This is a genomic window from Arthrobacter sp. StoSoilB22 (assembly GCF_019977315.1).
In the GTDB taxonomy this organism is placed as follows: Bacteria; Actinomycetota; Actinomycetes; order Actinomycetales; family Micrococcaceae; genus Arthrobacter.
This window is the reverse complement of record NZ_AP024652.1, coordinates 873,237-891,805: the sequence shown is the minus strand read 5'-3', so window position 1 is coordinate 891,805 and position 18,569 is coordinate 873,237. Positions and strand designations below refer to the sequence as shown.

The window sequence follows — 18,569 nt, the reverse complement described above, 5'->3', positions numbered from 1 at the left end:
CGGCCCCGCACAGGGGCCTTTTTCATGCCCAACCCAAGGAGAAGAATGACGTACTCCCCCGGCATCTACGCCGACCTAACCAGCGAGGAATACCACGCCGATCCGGCACTCGGTTCGACGTCGTTGAAGACGCTCGCCAGCCGGACTCCCGCGCATTGGCAGCACGAGAAGGCCAATCCGGTCCACAAAGACATCTACGACCTCGGCACCGTGACCCACAGCCTAATCCTCGAAGGCGACGAATCCGGCGTCGAAGTAATCGACGTGCCGGACAAGCGAGGCGCCAAGTGGACGGTACCGGCCGCCGCAGCCGTGAACGCTGGGAAGATCCCGCTCAAGCAAGCCGAATGGGACCTGGTCCGCGCAATGCGGGACAGCGTAATGGAACACCCCGTCGCGAAGACCGCCTTCACCGAGCACCGAGCAGAAGAGTCCGTTTTCTGGGAAGAGGATGGGCTCATGCTGAAGTGCCGGCCGGACGCTTGGTTGAAAGACCGGCTGGTCGATCTGAAAACGACCGTGAACGCGGACCCTCGCGAGTTCCCCAAATCCGGGTTCAAACTCGGCTACTACCAGTCAGCCGCCCACTACCAAGACGGCGTCCTGGCAATGACCGGTGAGAGGCTCCCGTTCTGGTTCGTCAACGTAGAGAAGACCGCTCCGCACCTCGTATCCATCGTCGAGTACGACGACTACGCAATGGAACTCGGCCGGATGATGAATGCCCGCGCCAAGGACATATACCGTCGCTGCCTCGAAACGGGTGAATACCCCGGATACCTGACAGTGGAGCCGATCACGCTCCCAATCTGGGCGATCTACCAAGCCGAAGACATCCTCGGCCTCAACATCGAAAAGGAGATCGTGATCAGGTAAATGGACATCTCGAAGGCCTTAGTAGCCAAGTCTGACTGCCTCAACGCATCCGACCTGACAGGCTCGCCCATCGTCGCCACCATCGAAAACGTCCGCAAGGGTGACACAGCAAAACCCGTCGTGGTGGACCTCGTCGGCATGAACGGCCGCCCATGGAAACCATCCAAAGGAATGCTCCGCGTCATAGCCCACGGATGGGGCACCGAATCAGACGCATGGATCGGCCGGTCCGTGAAGCTCGTCAACAACCCGGAAGTTATCTACGCCGGCGAACCAGTAGGCGGCGTCGAAGTTGTTGCCATGTCACACCTCGCCGCTGACTTCACAATTCCGGTACGCATCAGCCAAAAGAAGGTCAAACAACATACCGTCACCGTCCTGGCCGAACCGCAGACCGAACCGTGGCGGGCCCAATGGCAGGCCATCACCAACGCCCTGATCGCAGCCGGGTACGAGGGTGACGGCAAGGCCATGCTCGCCACGGCTGGGCAAGTCATCGGTGCCACATGGGACCACCCCAACAAAATCACCCCCGAGGACGCACAAAGAGTCCTCGCCGCCGTACGAGAAGACAACACCCAGGAGCCCACCGAATGAGCCGTATCGTCAGCCTGCAATCCACCAACTACAAGCGCATCAAAGCTGTCCGAATCGAACCAGACCAGAGCGGCAACCTCGTCGTCATCGGAGGCAACAACGGTCAAGGGAAGTCCTCCATCCTGGACTCCATCACGGCCGCGCTCGGTGGAGTGAATGCCAAGACCACGCCGAAGCCGATCCGGGATGGCGAAGAACGGGCAGAGATCATCCTCGAAACTGAGGACCTCGTCGTTGTCCGCCGCTTCACTGCTGGCGGGTCCACGCTCACGGTCAAATCACCTGACGGCGCCGTTTATCCGAAGGGCCAGGCCAAGCTAGATGACCTGCTGGGCAAGCTCTCCCTCGACCCGTTGGCCTTCACTCAGTTGACGGACAAGGACCAGTTGGCCACGCTGCTTGACCTTGTCGAGCTTCCGTTCAGCCCGCACAAAATGGCCGTCGAGCGGAAGAACCTATTCGACCGCCGCACCGAAGCCAACCGCTCCATCAAGGATCTGACCGCTCGCGCCGCCGAATATGGTGACCGCACAGCCGACCTCCCGGACGAAGAAGTCAGCGTCAAGGACCTAGTCGCCGCCTACCGTGCAGGGCAATCGCTCAACCACGAGATCGATGTCGCCCGGACAGCCCGCGACGGCTGGGCAGAAAAGGTCGAGCGAGTGAAGCGGGAACTCGCGGACGCTGAGCGCCAACTGAAGGAAGCTCAGCATCGCCTGGCCACTGCGCCCGAAAAGGTGGACCTCGAAGCCATCGAAGCCCAAGTTGACGGCGCCGAAGAGATCAACTCTGCCATCCGCCGGCACAAGGAAGGCGAACGGGTGCGCGCCGAGCTCGCACAATGGACCCAGGCCGCCGCAGAGCTGTCCGCAGCAATCGAAGAGGTGGACAGGCAGAAGGCGACTGGATTGGCGGCCGCCAAGTTCCCCATCGATGACCTTGGATTCGATGAGTCCGGCGTGACGTACCAAGGGGTGCCGTTCAAGCAAGCATCCAGTGCCGAGCAGCTGCGCGTCTCACTCGCCATGGCCATCGCACTCAACCCGAAGCTGCGCGTCATCCGGATTGCGGACGGGTCGCTGCTCGACTCCGACAACCTGGCACTCGTTGAATCAATCGCACGCGAGCACGACTTCCAAGTGTGGATCGAGATGGTGGGTGACGGCGACGGCCGCGGAATTATCATCGAGGACGGATCCGTTGTCGACGGCTGAAGAATGGCGCCCTATCCCGGGCTTTGATGGGTACGAAGTTAGCAACACGGGCCACGTCCGCAGCAAGCGACGTGGCCCGTGGCGTGTCCTGGAGGTCCGTGAGGAACGCGGCTATGTGCGGGCCTCCTTGTGGAATGGCCGCCGGATGGTACATCCACGAGTGCACCAGCTTGTGGCTGCAGCCTTCCTGGGGCCAGCACCGCCCTGCACAGAAGTGCGTCACAAGGATGGTCGGCGAAGCAACAACGTCCCAGCAAACCTAGAGCACGGCACTTCATCAGACAACAGCCTGGACGCCGTCCGCCACGGTACGCACAACATGGCCCGCAAGACGCACTGCAAGCGCGGCCACGAATTCACCCCCGAGAACACCAGCCGAATCGAACTGGCAACGGGGTCAATCGCTAGGCGATGCAAGCAGTGCCAAAACATGGCAGCAAAGCGCTATCGCGCACGTAGAGAGGGAGCCATTCAATGGCCGGAAAAGTGACAGTCCACGTAGAGCTCACAGACGGAACGATCGTCCAGTACGAAAGGAAGTGGTCCGGCGGCAATCCTGCATTCGAGGGTGCCGAAGCCGAACGAGCAGCCCAAAGAGTTGCCGCTGACGTACGAACCTCAATTGAGGCTACCCACGGAACCCTGCCCAAGAAAGCTGTCTTCTAAATGGCAGAGGTCATCTTCACCGGCAATCTGGCGGCCGACGCGAGACCCGGCTACACCCCCGGAGGATCACCAGTTCTCAACTTCCGCGTCGGTGACTCCAAATCCAAGAAGCTCGACGGCGGCGGATACAAGACCGTTGCGCAGAACTGGTTCAACGTCGAGCTCTGGGGCTCAATCGCGGAATTCCTCGCTGACCAACTCTTGAAGGGTGTCCGGGTCAAGGTCTATGGCACCTTCTATGTCCGCGAGTATGCCGACAACAACGGCACACCACGCACCAGCCTCGACGTCAAAGCATCAGCCGTCGAAGTCCTCACCAGCTACAAGGACCGGCAACAGATCGCCAACCAGCAAGAACCAGCCCAGACGTCATCCGGCGGCTGGGGCGAACCGCCCTACTAAGGAGCACCATGAAACTCGCAACCAAAGTAATCGCCGCTACCGTGGCACTGTTCGGATCTCTGGCGCTGACCTCCTGCACATCGGACGCCAAGACAGCATCCGACAACCTCTCCAAAGCAGCAGACCAGTTCGAAGTCCAACGCAAGATCGTCGGCGTCAACACCCGCACCAGCGAATACCTCTTCTACGTCGAAGGCCGCTGCTCCATCGAACGCGCCGGCGACCTGATCGTCACGTGCCGACAAGGACCGAACGACTACCGCAAGCACTTCATCGGCCAGGCCACCGACGTCGCCTGGGTTTCAACCCAGATGGACGCCATCGACGTGTCTGTCTACCACACCCGCGTCATCGTCAAGCCTGAGGGCCTCATCCCCGAGATCGATTTGCAGGGCGGCAAGCAATAGCCGCCCGCACCACCGAACATCCAAGCCGCCAGTGAGCGGCTTTTTTCACGCCCGCGGCCCCCGGTCACCCGGCCGGGCGCCGCAGCACTCCCCCGAAAGGAACCCGTTGAACCACGCGCAAGAACTCCAAGCCCTCGAAGGCGTCGCCGTCGTCGTTTACACCAAGCCCAGCTGCGTCCAGTGCACCCAAACATTCCGCATGCTCGACCGGGACGACATCTTCTACACGAAGGTCGACATCACCGAAGACCCCACTGCCCGCGACTTCATCACTCGTGACACTGCCGACGGCGGACTCGGTTACCTGCAAGCGCCAGTCGTATACGTCTCCGCCATCGAAGGCGACGAACACTGGTCAGGGTTCCGGCCCGACCTCATCGAACAACACATCACCAAAAGGGCTGACGCCGCCTGATGGGCAACCCCTGCTGCTTCCTTTGCCGCGGTCCGCACGGAATTTGCCTGAACCACCGTTGCGAACACCACGTGACCGTTGACAAGCAGGACGAAGCAAACCATCAAGCCAGGCAAACCTACCGAGATCCAACCTCTCGCGACGCAGTGAACAACGTTATGCGCTCAACGCGCCCCAAACCCAAGGCCCCACGAAAGGGGCCTTTTTCGTATCCAGAGGAGGACCGATGAGCTACGCGGACTTACTCGATCGCCGGACCAGATCATCAACAGTCGCCGGCCGGACGATCGACCCATCTGAACTCCACATCTCGCTCAAACCCTTTCAGCGAGAGATCACAGCATGGGCTATCGAAGGTGGGTGCCGCGCAATATGGGCTGACACCGGCCTCGGCAAGACCCGCATGCAGGTTGAATGGGCGCGCCTATCTGCCGACCGTTCTCTCATCGCTGCACCGCTGGCCGTTTGCCAGCAGACGGTGGAAGAGGCAGCCAAGATCGGCGTCAAGGCCACGTACGTCCGGAGCACCGAGGAAGTTGACAGCCCGGGCGTTTATGTCACCAACCACGAAATGGTCGGGAGGATTGACGCTGCACTCTTTGGCGCCGTAGCTCTCGATGAGGCATCGATCCTCAAGCAATCAGATGGCAAGACTCGGGCTCTACTCATAAGCCATTTCAAGAACGTCCCAGCCCGCACGGCGTGGACCGCAACACCAGGGCCAAATGACCCCGAGGAACTGACCAACCAAGCGGAGTTCCTTGGGCAAATGACGCGAACCAACATGCTGGCCGCGTACTTCATCCACGATCAGGATGGCTGGCGACTAAAGGGCCACGCCATCGAACCCATGATTGCTTGGATGTCGAGTTGGGCATTAGCCATACGGAAGCCATCCGATCTTGGATACTCCGACGACGGTTACATCCTCCCCGGGCTGAACATCATCCCGGAGATCGTGGAGTCGCACGTGGAGCCGTCCGAAGGCGAGTTGTTCGCCGCCACCATCGGCGGAGTTACGGGCCGGGCAAAAGTCCGGCGACAAACCCTAGATGATCGGGTGGCCCGCGCCGTCGAACTGGTCGCAGCTGAACCTGACGAACCGTGGATGTTCTGGTGCGGACTCAACGACGAAGCAGACGCTCTCACAGAGGCTTTACCTGCCGCCGTCAATATTCATGGATCGCTGTCACCCGAGGTCAAAGCCCAAGGACTTCACGACTTCACTCACGGCCGGACCCAAATCCTGATCAGTAAACCATCGATCGCTTCATTGGGATTGAACTGGCAGCACTGCGCCAGGACGGCATTCGTCGGTCTCTCCGACTCGTACGAGCAGTACTACCAATGCATGCGCCGCTTCTACCGGTTCGGCCAGCACCGCGTGGTGAACGCGCACGTGATCCTTTCACCCCTTGAACAGCAGATCGCAAACAACGTGATCCGCAAAGAAGACCAGTCCAACCGGATCATCGACGGATTGATCCAATACCGGAAGAAAACCGAGGTATCCGCATGAGCAACATGGACGCATACATAACCGACGAAGCTGATGGCGAGAATTGGAAATTCCTGCTGGGAGACAGCGCGGAACGAATCGATGAAATCGAACCGAACAGCGTTCACCTGAGCATCTACAGCCCGCCGTTTCAGTCGCTCTACACCTACAGCCCCAGCGTGCGGGACATGGGAAACTCGCTTGACCGAGAAGACTTCTTTGACCAGTACGACTACATCATCCGCGGCAACCTCCGGATCACCGTTCCCGGCGGCCTTGCATGTGTCCACGTTGCGCAGACCAGTACCACAAAGGCAACGCATGGAGTCATCGGACTGAACGACTTCCGTGGTGACGTAATCCGGGCATATCAGGCCGCAGGGTGGATCTACTTCGGGGAGGTCACCGTTGATAAGGACCCACAAGCCCAAGCCATCCGAACCAAAGCCACGTCGCTCACATTCGCCACGAAGAACCGAGACAGCAGCAGCTCTCGGCCAGCACTCGCGGACTATCTGCTGATCTTCAAAAAGCCTGGCGACCGCGCCGAAAAGGTCAAGACTGACTGCACTAACGATGAGTGGATCCAATGGGCTCGCCCGATCTGGTACGGGATCCAAGAGACCAACACCCTGAATGCTCGAATTGCCCGCGAGACTGATGACGAGCGCCATCTCACTCCACTGCAGCTGGACTTCATTGAGCGTTGCGTCCGGCTGTACACGAATCCCGGAGACACTGTTTTTACGGCGTTCGGCGGAGTGTCCAGCGAGCTGTACATGGCAGTGAAGCTCGGTAGGAAAGCGATCGGAATCGAGCTCAAGCCGTCCTACTGGGCGACGGGCGTCGGTTACTTGCAGGAACTCGAAGAGCAGATGTCAGCCCCCTCTTTACTCGATGGACTGGGGGCGCCATGACCTGCACCGTGGCCGAGTGCGCTGAGGATGTCCATTGCAAGAGCCTTTGCAAGCGTCACTACCAACAGCAGTGGCGCACCGGTAGCGCAGAGATCGTCCGGCCCAACCCGCACGGAACACCCGAGGAACGGTTCTGGGCCAAAGTGCCAGAGGTCGGCGCCGATGAATGCTGGGAATGGACGGGCCGCCGAGACGACGACGGCTACGGGCAGCTTCGGGTCGGCCCGGCACAAGTCCGAGCGCATCGGTTCTCGTACGAGCTCCACAACGGACCTACGGACTTGCTCGTCCGCCACCGCTGCAACAATCCGCCCTGCGTAAACCCCGCACACGTCGAGCCTGGCGATCATCAGGACAACATGGACGACCGCAAGGCATCCGGGAACTACGACTGCCCGACATGCCGTCGCGGTCATCCATGGACGGAAGCAAGTACCGCTTGGCAGGGCCCGGGGCGTAGGCACCGCACCTGCAAGATCTGCCGTCAGATGACTCCTGCCGAGCGCAAGGCATTCGACCGCATGACCGTCTAGATGGGCGGCTACGTGTACCGGGGCTCCAAGCCGTGGCCCCCAGAGACTCGACTACCACCCAAACGAAAACCCAAGCCACTCCCGGAACCCCTATGGGGCGGCCCCCTCGGGCTCGCCCTAGCCGCCGCAGAAGTGGACGCTTGGGAACGGCTCCATCCAGTCAAACAACAAAGAGAAGAAGGCAAACACTCATGAAATTCAGCATCCCCGCAAACGCCCTCGCCGACGCCGCAGCATTCGCTGCCAAGGGCATCAGCCCTCGACCGGCCAACCCGATCCTTTCCGGTCTACTAATCGAAGCCGCCGCCGGCACTCTGCGCATCAGCGGGTTCGACTACGACAAGTCCGCACGCACGCAGACAGCCGCAGACATTGAGCGTGATGGCAACGCACTGCTGCCCGGCAAGATGTTCACCGACATCATCAAGAAATTCGGCAAGAAGACTGTCACCGTCGAGGTAGATGGGACCGCCGCCAAGCTCACTGCCGGATCCGCCGTCTTCACCATCGGATCAATGAAGGTTTCCGATTTTCCGCCGATGCCACCGCTCCCCCAGTCGGCTGGAACCGTGGACGGTGATGTCCTCGCCGCGGCCGTCGCGCAGATCATCGACGCCGCATCCACGGATGCATCCGTGCCAGCGCTCATGGGCGTGAAGGTCATCAGCGACGGCAATGAGCTCATCCTACTGGCCACTGACCGCTACCGCCTGGCAGAAGTCTCCATCCCGTGGACGCCGTCCGGCGACGGCTTCGAAGCGCTCGTACGGGCGACTTGGCTCCGAGACGCGGCCAAAAACCTTGCTGGCGAAACGCAGATCCTCATGGATGGCAACAACGTTGGCATTCGGGCGGGAAACCGGGCCACTACAACAACGGTGCTCGATCAGGACTTCCCCAAGATTCGAGCATTGTTCCCGACGTCGACGGAAACGGAGATCGTCGTGGACCGGGCCGAGTTGGGCGACGTCGTGTCCCGCGTCAGCCTCGTAGCTGAGAGCAACACACCTATCCGAATCACCGCGTCCGGAACAGAGATGATCGTTGAAGCAGGGACGGGCGAGTCCGCTCAGGGCAAAGAGACCATCCCATGCGAGGTTGACGGCACGGACGTCGTCGTGGCCGTCAATCCGGCTTATCTCGGATGGTCGCTGTCTGTCACGACCTCGGAGAACATCACGCTCGGCTTCCAAGAAAACCGAGCCAAGCCTGTCCTCATCACAGGGCACGAATCCCTGTCCCACCTGATCATGCCGGTGCGCCTCTAATGGCCGCTCAGACACCAGCCGAAAAGCTGGCCGAGATCCGCCGGACGATAACCACAGCCAAGCGTGCAGAACAACGCGCCATCCTTGAACTGCCCCGCGAGGACTGGAATAAGGACTACAAGCTCCGCAAAGATCGCATGCTGACCGGAACGAAAGTCGTCGACGTGGACGTGGACTACGAAATCGATAAAGACGACCTCGAAGCGCTCGGCTACCACCACACTGACGACTGCGATGGCTCCGAGATTGATCCGGATGAAGGCAATGCCAACCGGCGGGCGCTCTTGGATTGGCACGACCAGGCACACGGCCTGACGCTTTGGGCCAATTGCCCGCACGAACCCTGCAAACTTCTCAGCGACGAATTCCGGAGGACACCATGACCGAAGACATCAAGGTACTGGATGGCCAGGACATGTTGCCTGCCGAGTTCCCGGAACCTGTGCTGACCTGCGACCTGATCATCGCTCGCGAACTCACTGATGCCCTCAGCCAGCAAGAGCGGTTCAGCAATGCCCTTAACGGATCCATGAAGTTCCCCGCCGCTGACAAGTCGGACGCCGCGATGGCCGCCAAATACAAGATGTCCATGCACCTTCAGGCCTACATCGCTTCGGCCGCTATCGCTGACTTGCTGCGAAAGATTCAGGGCCTGGCGCCGGGCCTCGCAGACCAGATAGCCCGCGAATTCAACGACCTCCACGAGAGCGGCGAGCAGGGCGAACTCATGTGGGACTGGGCCGCAGAACGCGGGCTGGACCCCGAAGAAATCATCGAAACCGTCAAGCATGAGCTTGCTCAGGGAGAAACATCATGACACTCACAGTTACAGACATGTTTTGCGGGGCCGGCGGATCATCCACCGGCCTTTCTAATGTCCCGGGTATTCAGGTCAAGACGGCCATGAACCACTGGGCCCGTGCGATCGAGACCCACAACACCAACCACCCTGAGGTTGACCACGTCTGCGCGGACATCCAACAGGTGGACCCGGAGTTCATCTCGACCACTGACATGCTCTGGGCCTCACCGGAGTGCACCAACCACAGTGTTGCCAAGGGCAAAAAGCGCGTCACCCGGCAGACCGCACTCTTCGGCGAGAAGCTGCCCGACGAAGCAGCCATCAAGTCCCGAGCCACCATGTGGGACGTGCCCCGGTTCGCGGAAATCCACGACTACAAGATCATCATCACCGAAAACGTGGTCGATGCCGCCAAGTGGCTCATGTTCGATGCCTGGCTGCTGGCCATGAAGTCCCTCGGCTACGACCACCACATCGTCTACATGAACAGCATGCACGCTCAGCTCGGCGGCCTCCCGGCACCGCAGTCCCGCGACCGCATGTACGTCATGTTCTGGAAGCAGGGCAACGCTAAACCCGACTTCGACAAGCTGCGCCCGCTCGCGTACTGCCCCTCCTGTGATGAGACAGTCCGGGCCCTGCAGGTCTTCAAGAAGCCCAACGAGCGCTGGGGACGCTACCGGGCGCAGTACAACTACCGCTGCCCGAAGGTGTCATGCCGGAACCGCATCGTCGAACCCGGGTGGCTGCCCGCATCGGAGGCTATCGACTGGTCCATCGACGGCCAACGCATCGGCGACCGTGAAAAGCCGCTGGCCGACAAGACCATGGCCAGGATCCGTGCCGGACTCGAGAAGTACGGCCGCGGTCCGCTGCACCTCGAAGCGGCAGGCAACACCTACGATTCGGCGAGCGCCGGGCGTGGCGGTGACTACTTCCGCATCTGGCCCACCGAGGAACCGTTCCGGACTCTGCACGGGTCCGCATCCAAGGGCCTTGTGATCGACGCCGTCCGTGGCGCCCCGATCATCAGTCACACGGATGATCCGTTCCGGACACAGACCACAAGCTACACGCGTGGCCTGCTGATCCCGGTCGAAGGTCGGTTGGGGAAGGAAGCTCAGCACATCGGGCAGCCAATGCGGACGCAAACGACTCGCAACGAGACGGCCCTACTGATGCCCTACTACGGGTCGAGCAAACCGCAGGCCATGAATAAGCCGATCGGCACGCTGACGACCGTGGACCGGTACGCCATGATCACACTCCGCGGTCAGAACGCCCCGAAGGACGTCTACGACCCGCTCGACACGTTCGCGGCCAACGGAAACCACCACGCTCTCATGGGAGTGAACCCGCCAGCCGTCGAAGACTGCACCTTCCGGATGCTCGAACCCCACGAAGTCACCTGGGGCATGGCATTCCCGAAGGACTACACGATGACCGGAACCAAGCGGGAAATGGTCAAGCAAGCTGGCAACGCTGTCTGCCCACCCAACGCACGCGACCTCGGAATGATCGCCGCCGAATCACTTGGCGTCGCCGCGTGACCGGCGCCAACTGCACTCAGAGACAAGGAAGGAGCCCCAATTGTCGAAGGACACCCGCCCGTACTTCACGGTCACGAACGAGCTATTGAGACACCCGAAGTGGACCGGGCTGCCCAACGACAAAACCCGTATCCACCTGCTCGAACTCTGGGGCCACTGCAACGAGTTCCGAACAGACGGCGCCGTAGCGAAACACGTCCTCAACGCCAAAGGCCCGGCCGTCGCGAAAGCACTCATCGCCGGCGGCTGGGTCAACACCACCAAGGACCCGAACACGTTCGAGATGCACGACTACCTCAGTCACCAACCGTCAAGGGCTGAGATCGAAGCGCGCATCCAGGAGAAGCGGGAATCGGGCAAGGAAGGCGGGAAGCGGTCAGCACACAAGCGATGGCACGTGGACCGTGGCGAAATCAAGGAAGGCTGCGACCTGTGCAAGGCCGAATTCGGGTAAGCACTCTAAGCACTTTATAAGCGGGTGCTTATAAGCAGGCGTAACGAATCTGTAAGCACTTTGTAAGCGAAAAGTAAGCACCAACACCAACACCTATATACCTACTCACCTAAGTGCCTATCTCTCCTGTGTTTGAGGTTCTTGAGAGAGGAATGGTGAAAGTTCTCAATCAATCGTCACCTAAGTAACGCGAGCCGCAGAGACGGTTGATTGAAGGAAGGAGAATCCGATGCTCACTCAAAGCCAAGCCAAGGCACTGGCCGCCATGCTCCACGAGCTCAGGCCCAAGTGGAGCACACCATCAATGATGAAAGTCCTCGAAAAGAACGCCCAGCACCCAGCATCCTTCGAAGACACAGCGTTGGCCGCAATCACCGCAGCGCGCGACCCCAAGGTAGACACGCCAGGCTGCATTTTCGTAGACCAAAGGTTCTGGCCAGAAAAAGCAAAGGCTCAGCTACCCAAGCCGCCACCGTGCCCAGATCACATCGGCCAAGAGTCCATCAACTGCCGATCATGCTGGGCGGACGTCAAAGCAGGCATCCGGCCACGCGACCGCATAGGCCACCACCACACACCAGAAAGCGAGCCAGAAGAATGAGCCCCAAAATCACCGCCCAACACGAACTGACGAAACGATCGACGTTCGCCGCAGTACCATTCCGGGCCGTACTCCTGCTTGAGCCGAGGATGCGCCCTCAGGTCACTGTCGCGCGATCGACGAACGGGCAGGTAATAAGCACCTTGATCAAGGAAGTTCTAGACCTCTCCGAAATTGAAGTACTCATCGAGATCCTTGGCGCCATCGCGGAAGAACTCCGTCCCACCGAAGCTTCTTCTGACGAGGCTTCCGAATGAGCGAGCCAGCTGGAGAAATGATCGAGCGAGTAGCTGCAGCGATGCAGGCAGCCGTTCCATCGCCCGAACTCATCAGCCCTGACCTCGCCCGCAAGTTCCAAGCGCAGGCAGCCATCCGCGAACTCCTGGCACCGGTCGGTGACCTCATCGCGCACGCCGAGAGCCGCGCCGGACGGCTCTACTGCCATGTCACGACATTCGAGCTCAGACAAGCCCTCGGATTATCTGTAGACCCCTGGCCGCCAACGCCAACCAACAACCACGAAGCCGCCCCGAAAGAGGCGGCTTCCGACGTTTCAGGAGACCAACCATGAGCGACCATCACCACATCACCGTGACAGCACAGTACGACAAAGACGGGACCGAACTTGAGCCCGAGGTGAAGTTCGAGTGTCGTGGCAATGACGACGCGCCATGCCACATCTACCCCGACTGCGGATGCGAGGCATGGGAAGAGGGACACGAGCAACAGCACCCCTACACACACCACCAAACCTGTTGGATGTCTGACTGGTTCGAAGCGGGCGCCCACAACTACGACGGCGAGGACCGCGATGACATGAGCGACTGCAGCATCCCCGCCGGGATGAACCGAAGTGGGCCCATCGAGCCGACATTCGAAGACGAATACATCGCCTGGCAATTCAAAGAAGCCGTCCCAACCGGGGCGGCTTCAGTCATTCAAGGAGAAAGACCATGACCGCGTACACCTCACCCCGCATCACCTCAACTGCTTCCATGAACGTGCCCGGGAGTCTTACCGCCGGTGCGCTCCGCGACTTTGCCGGATCTGTCCCGCCCGAAGCCAGCGTCAGTATCAAGGAACACCATGGCGATCAGCGCGATCCCGGATACGTCACCCTCACCGCGACCTGGGAAGGCGGGCCGAGTAGGCCGCCCACGCATCGCACCACCAGCCTGACCGCCCAGCGTGACGGGCAGTGACTCAATGAAATTCCGCGCCGGTGACACCGTCCGAGTCATCAACAGGACCTGCAAGTACTTCGACCAAGTCGCAACCGTCCAAGAGGTTGTGGCGGGCCAGCAACTGCCGTTTGGGTTGTCGGGCCTCGAAGCTGTTCCCGTATGGTTCGCGCCCTACGAACTCATCCTCGCCGAGAAAGAAGACAGCAAATGATCCGCAAAGAAGGCAAAGTGCGCTGGGTCTACACCTGCAAACTCTGCAATGTCCGACTTGGCCAGGTGGATCAGTTCCGAGCCATCGAAGCTATGCAGGGACACCATCGATCTCCGGAGCACGCGTTCAAGGCCCTCGAACAAGCGCTGCAACCGTTCGTGGAGGCCATGTCCAGCATCGCATCTGCCGCAGCCAGCCTGTTCGAAACCGTGCAGTCCGTTTATGCGCCACCGCCCAACAAGCCGCATGACCCCAGCCTGTTGAAGGACCGTCGGAAATGGGGCGGACGATGAGAGTCTGCGAAACCTGCGGGGCACTCGGCGGATCCCACAAGTCATCCTGCACTGGACCTGTCATGAACACGGTCGGCCAGCCCAGTGTGAAGCATCGCCGCCGCCTCGAGCCTCTAGACCAGCCCATGCACTTCATGAAGGGCCCGATCGCTGGCGTGCTGCCTGGCATCATCCAAGCCATTCCACCCAGCTCTGACGTCACCATCACCGAGACGCGCGACACAACCGGCAAAAAAGCGCTCACTATAACCGCCACATGGAACGAGGATCAATGACCCGAAGTAGAGCAACAGCCCGCAAAGCCGGAACCAGCTTCGAAACGCTCGTCGCCAACTACCTCGCCACCCACATCGACGACCGAATCGAACGCCGAACCAAAAACGGCAACAAAGACCGCGGCGACATCGGCGGCCTCCGACACCTCGGCCAACGCATCGTCCTCGAATGCAAAAACACCATCAAAATCGCACTCGGACCGTGGGCCACCGAAGCCGAAACCGAACGCGGAAACGACGACGCCCTCGCCGGCCTCATCATCCACAAACGCCACGGCAAAGGCCAAGCACAAGACCAATGGGTCACTCTCACCCTCGGCGAACTCGTCGCTCTCATCAACGGCAACCGCCACCACTACACGCAGGAGAAACCATGACCACCAAGATCGTCAACGCCGAAGAGCTCATTGAGTCCCTGACCGAACTGCAAGCGCTCGTGTTCTCGGTCAACGAGTCGAAAGGCTTCCACAACGACCGACCGAAACCCATGAGAATCGGATCATCAGTCGCGGCCCAGAAGGAACGGCAAGCTGCCCTCGCTAACTGGCAAGGCAACAAACTGCTCTTGATCGTCTCCGAGATCGCCGAAGCCCAGGACGAGATCCGCAACGGCCATGCCGCTGACGAGACTTACTACCCGGAACCACCGTTGCCGACTTCGCTGGTGGCCGAAGTAGGAGTCGCTAAAGCGCGTGAGCTCATCTCCGAGGATCAGGAGGGCAAGCTGCGCAAGCCCGAAGGCGTCCCCTCCGAAATAGCCGACGTCGTCATCCGATGCTTCGACTTCGCCGCCACCGAGGGCTTCAACCTCGGCCAAATCATCGCAGAGAAGATCGCCTACAACAGCACCCGCCCATTCATGCACGGAAAGAAGTTCTGACCATGCTTGACACCATTCTGGGCATCTACTTTTGCGGGCTAATGCTCACCTCGGCCGGGGCGTACCTCGCATTCAGCAAAGGCGAGAGACGACTCGGCGCCCGCCTCGCCCTGCTAACGCCGGTGTGGCCCGCGGTGGCCATTATCGGCGCCGTCATAGGCATACGCCACCTATGGAAAATCGCGGACTGGAAAGGGCGCCAAACATGAGCTTCGGGCTAGACATCGTCACCCTCGATCAAGACGGCAACGAACACTGGGTTGAAGTCGTTGACGGCCACACTTACAACCTGTCTCCGATGTGGAGAAAGGCGCTGCCCGGACTCATTGGCGAAGGATCGACCTCGGCGCTGGAAGGCCTCAGATGCCTTGACATCCTGGCCGCTCTTGAAACCGGGCTCCTGGACATCTATCGCAACGCCGACGAGTACATCGCACTCAACCCGGCGAACGGCTGGGGCGACTTCGATGGATTCTGTGAGGTGTACAGCAAGCTAGTCCGCCTTGCTCACAAGTACCCGTCCGGGATCGTCAGGTGGAACGGATGAGCAAGATCCGGAAGATCATCATCACCATCGACTGCCAGCCCAAAGAGGGCAAAAGCGACAAGCTCTTCAACGCCCTCTGGAAGGCCATCGAAAAATACAGCACCCGCAAGCAACCGCAGTCCCTCCAGACCAGCTACATCTACGAAGAAGGCCCCAGCCGATGAAGTACTTCTACGACACCGAGTTCCACGAGAACGGCCACTACATCGACCTGATCAGCATCGGCATCATCGCTGAAGACGGCCGCGAGTACTACGCCATCAACGCCAGTGCCCAATGGCGAACCATCAACCAGCACCCGTGGCTGTCAGAGAACGTCGTTCCTCACCTGCCAGAGCCGTCATCCCCTGAATGGAAGATGAAGTGGCAGATCCGGGATGAGGTCGCAGCTTTTCTCGCTGGTGATGACAGTGCCCAGCTGTGGGCTTGGTACAGCGCCTATGACCATGTGGCACTGGCCCAACTCTTCGGCACCATGATGGACCTCCCGCAAGGCGTGCCCATGTACACCAACGACGTCCGCTCCCTCGTGGACTTCACCGGGATCACCGAGTTGCCCAAGCAGGGCGGGACAGCTCATGACGCACTGGACGACGCCAGACATGTCAAAGCGATGCACGACCACATCGTCCGGGCACTCACCGCCCGCGAGTTCGGCGTCGTCGCCCCCATCAGGACCTACCTAGGGGTTGAAAAGTCTCATGACTGATCAGCCATTCAGCGCAGGTGGCTACATCGCGCCAGGCATCGCCAAAGTCGTCAACAACACCGGCCGCCCAGAGCAGATGATCATCGGCAAGCAGATCATCGCCATGTTCGACAACGGAACCATCCTCGGCCCGAACATCATGGAATCAGTGTCCTTCACCACCACGGACACCGAATGGGGCGCCGAAATCATCACCACGCCACCCAGCCGCAGCCTCACGGTGCCCGTGAAATTCATCCCGCCCAAAACGCGCCGCGAAAAACGCCAACGAAAGGCGTTCGACCGGTTGTTCTTCGGGCCCCGTCCGCCAAAGCCACTCAAAAGGCGGCAACTCATACACAACGGAAGGAAGCCATGACACCCCACAAGATCACCGTCACAGCCGTCCCGAACATGGACGAAGATCTGCCCGATGACCAGTACATCGACGAGGTCAAGTACACGGTCGAATGCCCCGGGGAAAGCAGCTGCCAGCTCTGGTGGGAATGCCAGCAGTGCATCAAGGACGAGTACGAGCCTACGGAGGACCAAGAGGACGACGGCGAGTACACCCGCCACGGAGTCTTCCACCGAGGCATTGAAGGCATGTGGTGCACCGAGAGCAAACAATGCGCCGCTATTCACAGTGACTCCTGTCAGGAATCCGTTTACGAGGCTGCCGAAGAGGCTGGGATAGGCACTCATCAAATCGAACTCGACTACCAAGGGGACGAGTACTGGACTGTCCAGATCATCCACCCTCCGGAGGTTGAATCAGAGATCGAAAACAGGGCAAAAGCTCTGCTTTCAAGCGTCCGGACGACCGAATGGGATAAAGCTGGCCACGCACTGCGCCAATACTTCCGGCATCGCGCATGGAAAGAAATCAAACGTGACCGCCAAACGTAAGCCTGGCGGCCACCCGGCCAAACAGGATCCCGACGTCGCCAAACTCTTCCGGGCAATGAGATCCACCGTCGAACTCGTCCGAGACCTCGAACCCAAACTCACACCAGAGGCCCACCTGCACCTCAAAGCCGCAGCACTGGGCCTCATGCACGTCTACGCAGAACAAACCGGAATGCCCGCACCCACCGAACTCATAGGAGGCAACACGTGAAGCCCCACAAACAACGCATCCTGGCTGACCCAGCCCGCGGCGACGGACACGACGCAAACGGCATCCCAGGAGACTGCTGGAAAGCATGCATCGCCTCACTACTCGACGTCGAAGACTACGACAGTGTCCCTCACTTCGTAGGCCTCGAAGACTGGTGGGGAGAAACATACACCTACGTCTGGGAAAAGCATCAGCTCAGCCTCCGCAAATGGCGCGACGCCCAGCACATACCGCCCGGCTTGGAACTCTTCATCGGCGTCGGACCATCCCCACGTGGAGACTTCCACCACGCCGTGATCGTTGACCGCGCCGGAAAACTCGTCCACGACCCACACCCATCAGACCTCGGCATCCTCAACGTCGAAGAGTACTTCGCACCACTCCCCGCACACGCTGTAACGGAACTAGGAGGCAATCTGTGAGCCTGAAAGACACCATCCACCAGCTGACCAACGAGCACATGACCCACGGCGACGACGGAGGCTTCCATAAAGCGCCACCTCTGCTCGCCGAACTCCGCGCAGCATGCGGCTCCAACATGGGCGCCCAAGGCGGAGGATCCGGCGGCATGGGCATGATCGTCAATCACAAAGCCGTCAAACTCGAAAACGACATCAAAGCTAAAGCCCTTGCCGAACACCTAGCGATGACCGGCAACGAGTACCGCGGCGGCCTCGTGGACCTACTACGCGCTTGGTCAACCGCAGCATCCACCGAATGGCAGCCCTACCTCGAAGGCGTCACCCAAACATGGATCAACGACATCAAGGAAATGCTCGTATCCAAACGACCGCCGTGGCGCCCTTCAATCCCATGCCCAGCGTGCGGACAACGCTTCTACGGGCCCGAACGCGAACCATGCCTCGCCGTCCACCACTGGGACGAAGACGCGGATGAGATGGCCCCGCCATCGCAATGGACAGCCAACTGTGACGGCTGCAAGGCCGAATGGAGCGGAGACGAACTTAGATGGCTCCGTGCCGCATCCAACACACCGACAGCCAATGTTGCTGAAGTGGCAGAAGTGAATTAAGCTCAACCCTGTCGAGGTCACAAGTCTCGAAAAATCCAAGCCGGAACGCATCAAGCGTCCGGCTTTTTGTTTGCCCTCATCCCCCCATGGAGGTCGACATCTCCCGCGCAGGGTCAAGCGCACAGCCGCATGTCGAGA

Annotated in this window: 33 protein-coding genes; all 33 read left to right on the top strand. The window is 60.1% G+C overall.

The features are described from left to right. Window positions 1–45: 45 nt before the first annotated feature. The gene (locus LDN70_RS04375; protein ID WP_223941877.1) at window positions 46–876 is read left to right on the top strand and encodes a PD-(D/E)XK nuclease-like domain-containing protein; all 831 of its coding nucleotides are present in this window, start codon (window positions 46–48) and stop codon (window positions 874–876) included. Beyond that, window positions 877–1,473, top strand: a complete 597-nt coding sequence (locus tag LDN70_RS04370) for a hypothetical protein (RefSeq protein WP_223941876.1) — start codon at window positions 877–879, stop codon at window positions 1,471–1,473. It begins immediately after the preceding gene. Next, complete coding sequence (locus LDN70_RS04365; RefSeq protein ID WP_223941875.1) at window positions 1,470–2,687, top strand: AAA family ATPase; 1,218 nt, start codon at window positions 1,470–1,472, stop codon at window positions 2,685–2,687. Before LDN70_RS04370 ends, LDN70_RS04365 begins: the two co-directional genes overlap by 4 nt. Continuing rightward, entirely contained in the window at window positions 2,632–3,177 is a 546-nt protein-coding gene (locus LDN70_RS21205; RefSeq protein ID WP_223941874.1) for an NUMOD4 motif-containing HNH endonuclease, read from the top strand. Before LDN70_RS04365 ends, LDN70_RS21205 begins: the two co-directional genes overlap by 56 nt. Then, a complete protein-coding gene (locus LDN70_RS04355) occupies window positions 3,162–3,353 on the top strand; it encodes a hypothetical protein (protein WP_223941873.1) in 192 nt (63 codons plus the stop codon). Before LDN70_RS21205 ends, LDN70_RS04355 begins: the two co-directional genes overlap by 16 nt. Further along, entirely contained in the window at window positions 3,354–3,755 is a 402-nt protein-coding gene (locus tag LDN70_RS04350; protein WP_223941872.1) for a single-stranded DNA-binding protein, read from the top strand. A gap of 8 nt (window positions 3,756–3,763) precedes the next feature. Then, the gene (locus LDN70_RS04345) at window positions 3,764–4,162 is read left to right on the top strand and encodes a beta-sandwich lipoprotein (protein ID WP_223941871.1); all 399 of its coding nucleotides are present in this window, start codon (window positions 3,764–3,766) and stop codon (window positions 4,160–4,162) included. 199 nt (window positions 4,163–4,361) lie between these two features. Further along, window positions 4,362–4,577, top strand: a complete 216-nt coding sequence (locus LDN70_RS04340; protein WP_286198882.1) for a thioredoxin domain-containing protein — start codon at window positions 4,362–4,364, stop codon at window positions 4,575–4,577. A gap of 226 nt (window positions 4,578–4,803) precedes the next feature. After that, window positions 4,804–6,096: a helicase-related protein gene (locus LDN70_RS04335; protein ID WP_223941869.1), complete on the top strand. Its 1,293-nt coding sequence runs from the start codon at window positions 4,804–4,806 to the stop codon at window positions 6,094–6,096. Further along, window positions 6,093–6,992, top strand: coding sequence for a DNA-methyltransferase (locus LDN70_RS04330; protein ID WP_223941868.1), 900 nt, complete (start codon window positions 6,093–6,095; stop codon window positions 6,990–6,992). The genes LDN70_RS04335 and LDN70_RS04330 overlap by 4 nt, the downstream gene beginning before the upstream one ends. Window positions 6,993–7,716: 724 nt before the next feature. Next, on the top strand, window positions 7,717–8,793 hold the full coding sequence (gene dnaN / locus LDN70_RS04325) for a DNA polymerase III subunit beta (RefSeq protein WP_223941867.1): 1,077 nt from the start codon (window positions 7,717–7,719) through the stop codon (window positions 8,791–8,793). Beyond that, entirely contained in the window at window positions 8,793–9,176 is a 384-nt protein-coding gene (locus LDN70_RS04320; protein ID WP_223941866.1) for a hypothetical protein, read from the top strand. Before dnaN ends, LDN70_RS04320 begins: the two co-directional genes overlap by 1 nt. Next, window positions 9,173–9,610, top strand: a complete 438-nt coding sequence (locus tag LDN70_RS04315; RefSeq protein ID WP_223941865.1) for a hypothetical protein — start codon at window positions 9,173–9,175, stop codon at window positions 9,608–9,610. The genes LDN70_RS04320 and LDN70_RS04315 overlap by 4 nt, the downstream gene beginning before the upstream one ends. Beyond that, on the top strand, window positions 9,607–11,145 hold the full coding sequence (locus LDN70_RS04310) for a DNA cytosine methyltransferase (RefSeq protein WP_223941864.1): 1,539 nt from the start codon (window positions 9,607–9,609) through the stop codon (window positions 11,143–11,145). Before LDN70_RS04315 ends, LDN70_RS04310 begins: the two co-directional genes overlap by 4 nt. A gap of 40 nt (window positions 11,146–11,185) precedes the next feature. Then, the gene (locus tag LDN70_RS04305; RefSeq protein WP_223941863.1) at window positions 11,186–11,599 is read left to right on the top strand and encodes a hypothetical protein; all 414 of its coding nucleotides are present in this window, start codon (window positions 11,186–11,188) and stop codon (window positions 11,597–11,599) included. A 597-nt stretch (window positions 11,600–12,196) separates the two neighbouring features. Then, window positions 12,197–12,457, top strand: coding sequence for a hypothetical protein (locus LDN70_RS04300; RefSeq protein ID WP_223941862.1), 261 nt, complete (start codon window positions 12,197–12,199; stop codon window positions 12,455–12,457). Continuing rightward, window positions 12,454–12,771 carry a hypothetical protein gene (locus LDN70_RS04295; protein WP_223941861.1) on the top strand — a complete coding sequence of 106 codons (318 nt, stop codon included), beginning with the start codon at window positions 12,454–12,456 and terminating at the stop codon, window positions 12,769–12,771. Before LDN70_RS04300 ends, LDN70_RS04295 begins: the two co-directional genes overlap by 4 nt. Further along, window positions 12,768–13,157 carry a hypothetical protein gene (locus LDN70_RS04290; protein WP_223941860.1) on the top strand — a complete coding sequence of 130 codons (390 nt, stop codon included), beginning with the start codon at window positions 12,768–12,770 and terminating at the stop codon, window positions 13,155–13,157. Before LDN70_RS04295 ends, LDN70_RS04290 begins: the two co-directional genes overlap by 4 nt. Continuing rightward, window positions 13,154–13,402: a hypothetical protein gene (locus tag LDN70_RS04285; RefSeq protein ID WP_223941859.1), complete on the top strand. Its 249-nt coding sequence runs from the start codon at window positions 13,154–13,156 to the stop codon at window positions 13,400–13,402. Before LDN70_RS04290 ends, LDN70_RS04285 begins: the two co-directional genes overlap by 4 nt. A 4-nt stretch (window positions 13,403–13,406) precedes the next feature. Further along, a complete protein-coding gene (locus LDN70_RS04280) occupies window positions 13,407–13,595 on the top strand; it encodes a hypothetical protein (RefSeq protein WP_223941858.1) in 189 nt (62 codons plus the stop codon). Further along, on the top strand, window positions 13,592–13,888 hold the full coding sequence (locus tag LDN70_RS04275; protein ID WP_223941857.1) for a hypothetical protein: 297 nt from the start codon (window positions 13,592–13,594) through the stop codon (window positions 13,886–13,888). The genes LDN70_RS04280 and LDN70_RS04275 overlap by 4 nt, the downstream gene beginning before the upstream one ends. Window positions 13,889–13,950: 62 nt before the next feature. Next, complete coding sequence (locus LDN70_RS04270) at window positions 13,951–14,163, top strand: hypothetical protein (RefSeq protein WP_223941856.1); 213 nt, start codon at window positions 13,951–13,953, stop codon at window positions 14,161–14,163. Continuing rightward, window positions 14,160–14,540 carry a hypothetical protein gene (locus tag LDN70_RS04265; protein WP_223941855.1) on the top strand — a complete coding sequence of 127 codons (381 nt, stop codon included), beginning with the start codon at window positions 14,160–14,162 and terminating at the stop codon, window positions 14,538–14,540. Before LDN70_RS04270 ends, LDN70_RS04265 begins: the two co-directional genes overlap by 4 nt. Then, a complete protein-coding gene (locus LDN70_RS04260) occupies window positions 14,537–15,043 on the top strand; it encodes a nucleoside triphosphate pyrophosphohydrolase family protein (protein ID WP_223941854.1) in 507 nt (168 codons plus the stop codon). Before LDN70_RS04265 ends, LDN70_RS04260 begins: the two co-directional genes overlap by 4 nt. 2 nt (window positions 15,044–15,045) lie before the next feature. Further along, window positions 15,046–15,252 (top strand): hypothetical protein, encoded by a 207-nt coding sequence (locus LDN70_RS04255; RefSeq protein ID WP_223941853.1) that lies wholly within the window; start codon window positions 15,046–15,048, stop codon window positions 15,250–15,252. Continuing rightward, complete coding sequence (locus LDN70_RS04250; protein ID WP_223941852.1) at window positions 15,249–15,590, top strand: hypothetical protein; 342 nt, start codon at window positions 15,249–15,251, stop codon at window positions 15,588–15,590. The genes LDN70_RS04255 and LDN70_RS04250 overlap by 4 nt, the downstream gene beginning before the upstream one ends. Beyond that, window positions 15,587–15,754 carry a hypothetical protein gene (locus tag LDN70_RS04245; RefSeq protein ID WP_223941851.1) on the top strand — a complete coding sequence of 56 codons (168 nt, stop codon included), beginning with the start codon at window positions 15,587–15,589 and terminating at the stop codon, window positions 15,752–15,754. Before LDN70_RS04250 ends, LDN70_RS04245 begins: the two co-directional genes overlap by 4 nt. After that, window positions 15,751–16,299 carry a 3'-5' exoribonuclease domain-containing protein gene (locus LDN70_RS04240; RefSeq protein WP_223941850.1) on the top strand — a complete coding sequence of 183 codons (549 nt, stop codon included), beginning with the start codon at window positions 15,751–15,753 and terminating at the stop codon, window positions 16,297–16,299. Before LDN70_RS04245 ends, LDN70_RS04240 begins: the two co-directional genes overlap by 4 nt. After that, entirely contained in the window at window positions 16,292–16,657 is a 366-nt protein-coding gene (locus tag LDN70_RS04235) for a hypothetical protein (protein ID WP_223941849.1), read from the top strand. The genes LDN70_RS04240 and LDN70_RS04235 overlap by 8 nt, the downstream gene beginning before the upstream one ends. Next, complete coding sequence (locus tag LDN70_RS04230) at window positions 16,654–17,187, top strand: hypothetical protein (protein WP_223941848.1); 534 nt, start codon at window positions 16,654–16,656, stop codon at window positions 17,185–17,187. Before LDN70_RS04235 ends, LDN70_RS04230 begins: the two co-directional genes overlap by 4 nt. Then, window positions 17,171–17,398 carry a hypothetical protein gene (locus LDN70_RS04225; RefSeq protein ID WP_223941847.1) on the top strand — a complete coding sequence of 76 codons (228 nt, stop codon included), beginning with the start codon at window positions 17,171–17,173 and terminating at the stop codon, window positions 17,396–17,398. The genes LDN70_RS04230 and LDN70_RS04225 overlap by 17 nt, the downstream gene beginning before the upstream one ends. Beyond that, complete coding sequence (locus LDN70_RS04220) at window positions 17,395–17,820, top strand: hypothetical protein (RefSeq protein WP_223941846.1); 426 nt, start codon at window positions 17,395–17,397, stop codon at window positions 17,818–17,820. The genes LDN70_RS04225 and LDN70_RS04220 overlap by 4 nt, the downstream gene beginning before the upstream one ends. Beyond that, a complete protein-coding gene (locus LDN70_RS04215) occupies window positions 17,817–18,431 on the top strand; it encodes a DUF7341 domain-containing protein (protein WP_223941845.1) in 615 nt (204 codons plus the stop codon). Before LDN70_RS04220 ends, LDN70_RS04215 begins: the two co-directional genes overlap by 4 nt. Window positions 18,432–18,569 lie beyond the last annotated feature (138 nt).